This window comes from Mesorhizobium sp. M1A.F.Ca.IN.020.03.2.1 (genome assembly GCF_004023205.1).
In the GTDB taxonomy this organism is placed as follows: Bacteria; Pseudomonadota; Alphaproteobacteria; order Rhizobiales; family Rhizobiaceae; genus Mesorhizobium.
In genome coordinates this window covers 1-8,834 of the sequence record NZ_RZSV01000225.1, presented here as the reverse complement: position 1 = coordinate 8,834, position 8,834 = coordinate 1, and the positions used below count along the sequence as shown (strand labels likewise).

General features: G+C 64.9%; 9 protein-coding genes. 4 read left to right on the top strand and 5 right to left on the bottom strand.

Going from position 1 to position 8,834, the window contains the following annotated elements:
- The 3 genes from EOA79_RS26040 to EOA79_RS26030 all read left to right on the top strand — a co-directional run.
- A partial coding sequence (locus EOA79_RS26040; protein WP_164893952.1) for an NAD(P)/FAD-dependent oxidoreductase occupies positions 1-859 on the top strand: 859 nt, incomplete at its 5' end.
- 1 nt (position 860) lies between these two features.
- Positions 861-2,132 carry an aminomethyltransferase family protein gene (locus EOA79_RS26035; RefSeq protein WP_245479291.1) on the top strand — a complete coding sequence of 424 codons (1,272 nt, stop codon included), beginning with the start codon at positions 861-863 and terminating at the stop codon, positions 2,130-2,132.
- 1 nt (position 2,133) lies between these two features.
- Positions 2,134-2,391 (top strand): hypothetical protein, encoded by a 258-nt coding sequence (locus EOA79_RS26030; protein WP_095824022.1) that lies wholly within the window; start codon positions 2,134-2,136, stop codon positions 2,389-2,391.
- Positions 2,392-2,487: 96 nt separating this feature from the next.
- On the opposite strand, the gene EOA79_RS26025 is transcribed toward EOA79_RS26030, so the two are convergent.
- From EOA79_RS26025 to EOA79_RS26010, 4 genes are all read right to left on the bottom strand, one after another.
- On the bottom strand, positions 2,488-3,546 hold the full coding sequence (locus EOA79_RS26025) for a dipeptidase (RefSeq protein WP_095824023.1): 1,059 nt from the start codon (positions 3,544-3,546) through the stop codon (positions 2,488-2,490).
- A 282-nt stretch (positions 3,547-3,828) separates the two neighbouring features.
- Positions 3,829-4,125, bottom strand: coding sequence for a GNAT family N-acetyltransferase (locus tag EOA79_RS26020; RefSeq protein ID WP_095778179.1), 297 nt, complete (start codon positions 4,123-4,125; stop codon positions 3,829-3,831).
- Complete coding sequence (locus EOA79_RS26015; RefSeq protein ID WP_095824024.1) at positions 4,118-4,756, bottom strand: alpha/beta hydrolase; 639 nt, start codon at positions 4,754-4,756, stop codon at positions 4,118-4,120. The genes EOA79_RS26020 and EOA79_RS26015 overlap by 8 nt, the downstream gene beginning before the upstream one ends.
- Positions 4,757-4,760: 4 nt before the next feature.
- Positions 4,761-5,693 (bottom strand): VOC family protein, encoded by a 933-nt coding sequence (locus EOA79_RS26010; RefSeq protein WP_067319265.1) that lies wholly within the window; start codon positions 5,691-5,693, stop codon positions 4,761-4,763.
- Between the two features lie 229 nt (positions 5,694-5,922).
- On the opposite strand from EOA79_RS26010, the gene EOA79_RS26005 reads away from it, so the two are divergent.
- Positions 5,923-7,485, top strand: a complete 1,563-nt coding sequence (locus tag EOA79_RS26005; protein ID WP_245322319.1) for an alkaline phosphatase family protein — start codon at positions 5,923-5,925, stop codon at positions 7,483-7,485.
- A gap of 43 nt (positions 7,486-7,528) precedes the next feature.
- On the opposite strand, the gene EOA79_RS26000 is transcribed toward EOA79_RS26005, so the two are convergent.
- On the bottom strand, positions 7,529-8,834 hold a 1,306-nt coding region (locus EOA79_RS26000), incomplete at its 5' end, for a PRC-barrel domain-containing protein (RefSeq protein ID WP_164893951.1).

Here is an 8,834-nt window from a genome sequence, read left to right as displayed (position 1 = left end):
GCCCAAGGGTGGCATGGGCGCGGTCGTTGCCGCCATCCGCTCGGCGGCCGAGCAAGCGGGTGTTTCGATCCGTCTGGCTTCGCCGGTCGCCAAGGTCGTCGTCGAGAAGGGCCGTGCCGTCGGTGTCGTCACGCAGGGCGGCGAAGCGCTGCGCGCAAAAGCGGTCGTCTCGGCCATCAATCCCGCAACGACGATCCTCAATCTGGCTGGGCCGCGCGAGGTCGACACCGGTTTCGTGCGCAAGGTGAAGAACATCCGGATGAAGGGCGATGCGGCGAAGCTCCATCTCGCGCTCGACCGGCCGCCGCAATTTGCCGGCGTCGACGCCGCTGGCCACAAGGGCCGACTCGTCATCGCGCCTTCGCCGGACCATGTCGAGGGCGCCTTCAACCCGTCGAAATATGGCGAGTTCTCGCCCGAGCCGGTGATGGAGATCACGCTGCCCAGCCTGGTCGATCCTTCGCTGGCACCCTCCGGCGCCTGCGTGCTGTCCGCGGTCGTGCAGTACGCGCCCTATGCGCTGAAACAGGGCTGGACCGCCGGCAAGCCGCAGTTCCTCAAGGCGATCATGGCGCAGCTCGAAGCCTATGCGCCTGGCATCGGCGCCACGGTGCGTCATGCCGAGTTGCTGACTCCGGACGACATCGAGGGACGCTACCGAATGCCTGGCGGCCACTGGCACCACGGCGAGTTGCAGGCCGACCAGATGCTGATGTCGCGGCCGGTCTCCGGTTGGTCGGGCTACGACACGCCGCTCGAAGGGCTGTTCCTTGCCGGCGCCGGTTCGCATCCCGGCGGCGGCATCTCCGGCGCCCCCGGCCTCAACGCCGCACGCCGCATCATCGCGATGAGGGCATGAGATGATTTCGCCATTCACAAACGCAGCGCTCTACGACGCCAACACGAATACTCATGTGAAAATCAATTCCGCCCGCACCCTTGCGCAATCCCACTTCCGCACGCTTCGGCTCGGCACACCTTTCCAGCCGCGCATCGACGCGCTGGCGCTGACAAACGACTGGTACAACTGGGCCGGCTACCGCGCGCCGCATTCGCTCTGGGACGAGGAGCTGGAGTATTTTGCCATTCGCAGCCAGGCGGCACTCTTCGACATCTCGCCGATGACGAAATACCGGATCGAGGGTCCGGACGCTGAAGCCTATCTCGACCGTGTCACGCTGCGCGACGTGACCAGACTGAAGCCGGGCCGCGTCCACTACACCGCCTGGTGCGACGACGAGGGTTTCGTCCTCGATGACGGCACGCTGTTCCGGCTGTCGCCGACGCGCTTTCGGCTGTGCTCGCAGGAGCGGCATCTGCCCTGGCTGCTTGACAGCGCAATCGGCTATGAGGTCAGCGTCGAGGAAGAAACCGAAGCGATCGCCGGGCTCGCGCTGCAAGGCCCAACCTCCTTCGCCATCCTGCGCGACGCCGGCTTTGCCGGCATCGAGCGGCTGAAGGTTTTCGACCTCGCCGACTTCGCGCATGACGGCGCTGCCGTCACCATATCGCGCACCGGCTTCACCGGCGATCTCGGCTACGAGCTGTTCGTGCCGGCGGACAAGGCGTTGAGCCTATGGGACCGGCTGATGGCGGCGGGCGGGCTGCGCGGCATCCGCGCCATCGGCTACACGGCGCTCAATCGCGCCCGGCTAGAAGCCGGGCTGATCGTCGCCAATGCCGACTTCACCACTGCCGAGCACGCCATCCGTGCCGACCGCCTGCGCATGCCGGACGAGATCGACCTCGGCTTCATGGTCGATCCGGACAAAGGCCACTTCAACGGCCGCCGCCCCATCTTCGAAGCGCGGGCGAAGAAGCAGCTGCGCCATGTGCTGGTCGGGCTGGAGATCGAAGGCAACATCCCGGCCGAGCACGCCATCGTCTACTGGAAGAAGAGCCGGGAGGTCGGGCTCGTCAGCGCGGCGATGTGGTCGCCCATGGCCAAGCGCAACATCGCCATCGCCTCCTTGCAACGGCCTTACGGCGATAGGGTCGTCGACGACCTCTGGGTCGAGATCTACGCCTTGCGCGAGCTGCGGTACCAGAAGCTGATGAAGCGGGCGAAAGTGGTGCCGCGGCCGTTCATCAAGCTCGACCGCCGCACCGCCAACCCGCCGGCGGATTTTTGACGTGGAAGGGGATGCGGACAGGCTGGACGCGGAGGCGGAAGCGACCGAGCAGTGGCAGTTGGTCAACACGCCGCTCGGCGAGATGTGGTCCGGCCGCACCCGCTATGCGGCGGCGATGTTCTTCTTCAAGCGCGGCGAGATGGATGCCGACACGCTGGAGGTCTACCGCATCTGCGCTCGGCTCGACCATGAAGACCCCTTGCCGATCATCCGCGACCGCGGTGTCGGCAAGGAATGGCTTAAGCGCTTGGGTGCGTAAGCCCGCAGCGCGACGGAGCTGCGCTCCTGCTTCGCCCTAGGATGACGACGTTGGGGGAGCGTTCTGGCCCAATTCCGAACGTCCAAGATTGTCACTTTATCCGATCGTCCTTTCAAGGGCACGCAGCCAATTCCGATAAGCGATCTTCTCGATCAGCGCGCGCCCGAAGCCGCGAGCGGCGAGCGCATCGAGGAGCTTCGGCAGGCCTGCCACGTCGCCGATCACCGCCGGGATCATGGCACCGTCGAAATCGGATCCGAGACCGACACCGTCCTCGCCCAGCGCCTGCAACAGCGACTCGATGTGGCGCAGCATGATGTCGAGGCTGGTGTCGGCATTCATGCGGCCGTCCTCGCGCAGGAAGCCGGTGGCGAAGTTCAGGCCCACCATGCCGCCCGTTTCGCGGATCGCGCCGAGCTGCCAGTCGGTGAGGTTGCGCGAATGGCCGCAGATCGCATGCACGTTGGAGTGGGTCGCGACCAGCGGCGCATCGCTGAGCGCGGCGACATCGCGAAAACCCTTCTCATTGAGATGCGAGAGGTCGATCATGATCCTGAGCTGGTTGCATGCCTTGACCAGCGCCTTGCCGGCGTCGGTCAGGCCCGGCCCGGTATCGGGCGACGAGGGAAAGCGGAACGGGACGCCGTTGCCGAAGGCGTTCGGCCGGCTCCAGACGATTCCCAGCGAGCGGAGCCCGGCGGCATGGAGCACGTCGAGCATGGCAAGTTCGGGATCGATCGCCTCGACGCCTTCGATATGGAACACCGCGGCGATCGAGCCATTCGCCATCGCCTCGCGCACATCACCGGCGCTGCGGCAGACCGTGAGCGCGCCGGCGCGCTCGAGCCTGAACAGGATCGAGGCCATGCCGATGGTCGACGTGACCGCCTCGGCGCGCGGCAGTTCCGGCGGCAGTGGTTCGTTGTCGCTCGGCGCCGGCGGCACGGCGCTGCGCTTGGTCTTTTCGATCGGCGGCGGAAAGATGGCGAACATGCCGCCGGCAAAACCGCCCTTTTTGGCGCGCGGCATGTCGATGTGACCGCCCGGCGTGCCCTCGATGAACAGCTTTTCGACATCGGCTTCGTTCGACTGGTAGAGCCTGAGCAGCGTGTCGTTGTGGCCATCGAAAACGGGAATGAGGTCGGATTCGGTCATCAGGCCATTCGCTTTTTTGAGGTGGCGGATCGGGGCGGGAGAATCCCAGGTGATCTGTCTAATTAGGCAAGATGGCCGAACTGCGCAAATGCCAGACGCGTGTTCGCATTTATGGCTGGGCGAGACGCGTCGCTCGCCCCCGGCGGCGATGGATCGGCGCGCAGCGCCGAGACGGTTCGGGGCGCTGCAGCGGAGTGAGACGTCGGTTTTCCCTGGAACTCCCCTCAGCCGGCCGCTTCGCGGCCCCCTTCTCCCCGGGGGAGAAGGGGAAGACAAGTGCTACTATTTCAGCACGTCGGCCCATTCCGGATGGCGGCGGAACTGGGCGTTGGCGAAGGGGCAGAGCGGGATTATCTTCTTGCCCGCCGCGCGCGCGTCCTCGACGGCGCGGGCTACCAGGCGAAGCCCGGCGCCCTGGCCGCGAAAGACATCCGGCACCTCGGTGTGATCGATGATGAGCTGGTGCTCGCCGACCTTGGTGAAGGTCATTTCGGCCTCGGCGCCGCCTGGTCCGCGCAGCAGGTAGCGACCCTTGGAGCCGCGATCTTCCAGTTCGATCTCAGGCAGCTGGTCAGCCATTTTTCTTGCCTCCTGCGCCGACGAGCGAGAGGGCAAAGAGCCGCCGCGCCGCTTCGATTTCATTCGGCCGCACCTCGTGCCCGCCGTTGTGCCATTCCACTGTGACATCGGCCCCGTCGGCGCGCAAATAGGCCTCCAGCCGCGTTGTCAGGTTCGGCGGGCAGATCGGGTCGCGCCTGCCGGCCGTGATCAGGATGCGGCGCCCGGCAAGGCTGCCCTGCACCTGCGGCTCGAACGGGATCAGCGGATGCATCAGCGCCGCGGCATCGAACAGTCCTGGCTCGGCGAACACCGCCGAGGCCAGGATGTTGGCGCCGTTGGAATAGCCGAGGCCGAACACCGCCGAGGGCTTTGCCGCCTCGACATGCGCCTTGACGAAGCCGGCCATCTTGGCCGTCGCCCGCGCGAGGTCGTCCATGTCGTAGACGCCTTCGCCGGTGCGGCGGAAGAAACGGGCGGCACCTTGCTCCGACACATCGCCGCGCGGCGAGACTATCGTCGCCGAAGGCGCGAGCTCGCGACCGAAGGACAGAAGCTGGTTCTCGTCGGCTCCGGTGCCGTGGAAGACGAACAGCAGCGCGCTGCCCGGCGAACCGGGCAGCACTTTGTGGATGTAGGCGTTCTTGCTCATGGCGTCAGTCTTCCAGCTTCTGCAGATGCTGTTCGAGATAGGGTCTCAGATGCTGATGCTGCGTCGGCAGCTTCAGCGCCTCGCCGAGATGCGCGGTGTCCTCGTCGCGGTTGAAGCCCGGCTCGTTGGTCGACACCTCGAACAGCACGCCGCCCGGCGTGCGGAAATAGATCGCCCAGAAATAGTCCCGATCAATGACCGGCGTCACGCCGTAACCCGTGTCGACAAGCGCCTTGCGCACTTCGAGCTGCCTAGCGCGATCCTCGACCGCGAAGGCGACATGGTGCACCGAGCCGGCGCCGAGATTGGCAAAGCCTGCGCCCGGCAGCGATTCGATGTCGACGACGTCGGCGCCGTTGCCGTTCTTGATCGCCATCCGGCGGATGTTGCCGGACTTGTCGACCTCTTCATAGCCCATGAACTTCAGCAGCTCCTCGGTGGCGCCGCCGTCCTTCAGTCTCAGCGCGACCGAGTGGAAGCCGCGAATCGCCTCATCGGCGGGGACGCCGCCCTTCACCCAGGGCGCTCTGCCGTCGGCCTTGTCTTCGACCAGCGCAAAACTGTCGCCGTCGGGGCCGGTGAAGGCAAGCCGCTTCTCGCCGAAGCTTTCGCTGCGGCCAACACCGCTGACGCCCTCGTCGGCGAAGCGCTTTTCCCAATAGCCGAGCGTGCCTTCCGGCACCGAGAAGACGGTGGTGCCGACCTCACCCACCCCATGCCGGCCCTTGCCGATGTCGGGGAACGGGAAATAGGTCATCACCGAGCCCGGCGTGCCGAACTCGTCGGCATAGTAGAGGTGATAGACGTCCGGTGCGTCGAAATTGACGGTCTTCTTCACCCGGCGCAGGCCGAGCTTCTTGGTAAAGAATTCGTTGTTGCGGCGCGCATCGCTTGCCATCGAGGTAACGTGATGCAGGCCCTTGATCTGATTGAGCATGGTCTTGCTCCTTCCCTATCCTTGCTGCGGCCCTTGCCGCTGTCCACGCAATATGAGGATAGCGCCGGGCCCGGCAAAGCGACCAAACTCAGAATGGACTGTATCACAAAAGTGAACGGCCATAAGACCTATGTTCACCAATTGATGAAACTGCCTCCTTGCGCCGATCGGGAAATTTCGGCTCCATGAGCGGGCGCACCGTCTTGAGGAGAAGAGTTTGGACAACCGAGTGAGCCGCCCGAATGTTCTTCTCATCACCTGCGACCAGTGGCGCGGCGATTGTCTGTCGGCGGCGGGACATCCGGTGGTGAAAACGCCGCATGTGGATGCGCTCGCGGCCGAGGGCGTGCTGTTCCAGCGCCACTACGGTGGAGCGGCGCCCTGCTCGCCGGCGCGCGCCTGCCTCTACACCGGCCTCTATCAGATGAACAACCGGGTCTGCCGCAACGGCTCGCCGCTCGACGCCCGCCACGGTAACATCGCGCTTTCCGCACGCGCGGTGGGTTATGACCCCACGCTGTTCGGTTATACCGATGTTGCGCCGGATCCGCGCCGGCTTGCGGCCGGCGATCCGCGGCTGAGGAGTTATGAAGGCGTGCTGCCCGGCTTCAGCGTCCGGCAGTTGCTGCCCGAACATCAGAAGCAGTGGCTGTCCTGGCTGCGGACGCAAGGCATCGACACGAGCACCGGGATACCGGGCATCCATCGTCCGGCTGGCAAGCAGGGCAAGGTCGGCGATGATGTAAGCAACGCGCCGCCGGTCTATTCGAAGGACCAGACGCCGGCGGCTTTCCTGGCCGGCGAATTCATCCGCTGGCTTGGCGAACAGGAGCAGGCGGCGCCGTGGTTCGGGCACATCTCCTTCATCAGCCCGCACCCGCCTTTCATCGTGCCGCAGCCCTACAACACCATGTACGACCCGGCCGACGGCCCCGCTTTCCGGCGCGCGGCGAACTGGCAGGCCGAGGCGCAAAGCCACCCCTACCTCGCATACGATCTTGGCCTGCAGAAGCGGACGAAGTTCGTTCCCGGCGCCGAGGGCAAGGTGCGGGATTGGAGCGAGGAGAATTTCCGCCGGATCCGTGTGCTTTACTACGGCATGATCTCCGAGCTCGACGCGCAGCTCGGCCGCATCTGGGAAGCGCTGAAGGCGGCCGGCAGTTGGGATGACACTGTGGTTGTGCTCACCTCCGACCATGCCGAGATGATGGGCGACCACTTCATGCTTGGCAAAGGCGGCTTCTTCGACGCCAGCTACCACATTCCGCTGATCGTGCGCGATCCGCGCCGGACAGAAGCGGCCGGCGCTTCCATCGATCGTTTCACCGAGGCGGTGGACGTCTTCCCGACCTTGCTCGACCTGATCGGCGCAGCACCCGAACCGCACCTCGACGGCAGGTCGCTGGCGTCCTGGCTCGACGGCGAGGAGCCGGCCGACTGGCGCGACGCGGCGCACTGGGAATTCGATTTCCGCTCGGTCGCCGACGGCGAAGCCGAGCGGCATTTCGGCATCGGCTCACGCGACTGCAACCTTGCCGTCCTTCGCACCGAGGCTTTCAAATATGTCCATTTCGGCGGCGGCCTGCCGCCGCTTCTCTTCGACCTGTCTAAGGATCCGGACGAGTTGAGCAACGTCGCGCACGACCCCGCCTATCTGCCGGTGCGCGTGGAACTCGCCGAGAAGATGCTCACCTGGCGCGCCAACCATCTCGACCAATCACTCGCGCTGGCGGAGCTGACAAAGGACGGAGTGGTCGGCCACGTGAGCAAGACAGCAGGCAGCAGGGAATAGCGAAACGCGTATTCCCTGCTGCCTGCTGCTGCTGCCTGGTCCCTTACTGCAGGACCATCCTCTGCTTGTCGCGGTTTGCGGCATAGGAGCTCTTGTCGTAGGCTGCCTGCGCCTCCAACTGCTCCTTGGTGAAGTTGGTGTAGAGATACTTGTTGCCGTCCTTGTCGGTCATGAACTTCAGCTTATCCATGCCGAGGGCGACTTCCTTCTCGCCGATGCCGAGGAAACCGCCGACATCGATAACCACCGCATCCGGCTTGTTGTCGGGCGTCAGCACGACGTCGCCAATCTCGCCGATCTCGACATCGTTGGCGCCGTATACCGTGGTGCCCTTCAGATCGTCGACTCTGATGTTGCCCATCGGCATTTCGTTCAACGTCGATTTGTCGATCGAGGCTGTCTTGGTCGTGTCGGTGGCGGCTGTGCCGGTATCGGCTGGCTTGTTCTCAGCCGTCGTATTCGCAGCCGGCGCCGCGGGCTTGGTCTCAGCCGTCGTCTGGGCCGGCTGAGCCGGTTTGGCCTCCTTGTCGGCCGTGGTGTCGGACGAGGTCACGGCAGGGGTGGTCGTTGCCGGAGCAGTGTTCGAAGCCGTGGTGGCTGCGGCCGGCGCCGGATCATAGGCCTTGCGGTTGAAGTCCGGCTGAGCCTCCAGCTCTTCCTTCGTCGTCTCGGCGATCAACCAGCGATCGCCATTCTTCTCTGCCCATTTGGCCTTGGCGAAGTCGAAGGTAACGTTCTTCTCGCCAATGCCCAGGAAGCCGCCGACGCCGATCACGAGGGATTCGGCCTTGCCGTCCTTGGCAAGAACGATGTCGTTGACGTCACCGATCTTTTGGGCGTCGTCGGCGGTTCCGTTATAGACCGACTCGCCCATGATGTTGGTGGCGAGATTGCCTTCAGCCTTCTCTACCGGCTGGGCCGGCTGCGCGGGCGCTTGCGCCGTTCCGGTGTCGGTGGTCGCAGGCTGCGTGGCATCGGTCGTTTGCGCCGGGGCCGGATCATAGGCCTTGCGATCGAAGGCCGCCTGTGCGTTCAGCTCGTCTTTGGTCGTCTTCGCTACGAGCCAGCGGTCGCCGTTCTTCTCGGCCCATTCCAGCTTGTTGTAATCGAAGGCGACATCCTTGGTGCCGACGCCAAGAAATCCGCCGACGCCGATGATGACGGATTTTACGTTGCCGCTTGCATCGAAAACGACGTCGTCGACCTTGCCGATGTCTTCGGCATCGTCGCCGGTCCCATTATAGACCGATTCACCGATGATATTGGTCATCAGCGCCCCGTCTGCACGTACTACTGGAGCTTGGTTCTCGGCGGCGGGCGCGGGGGTTTCGGTGGCGGGCGCCTGCGCC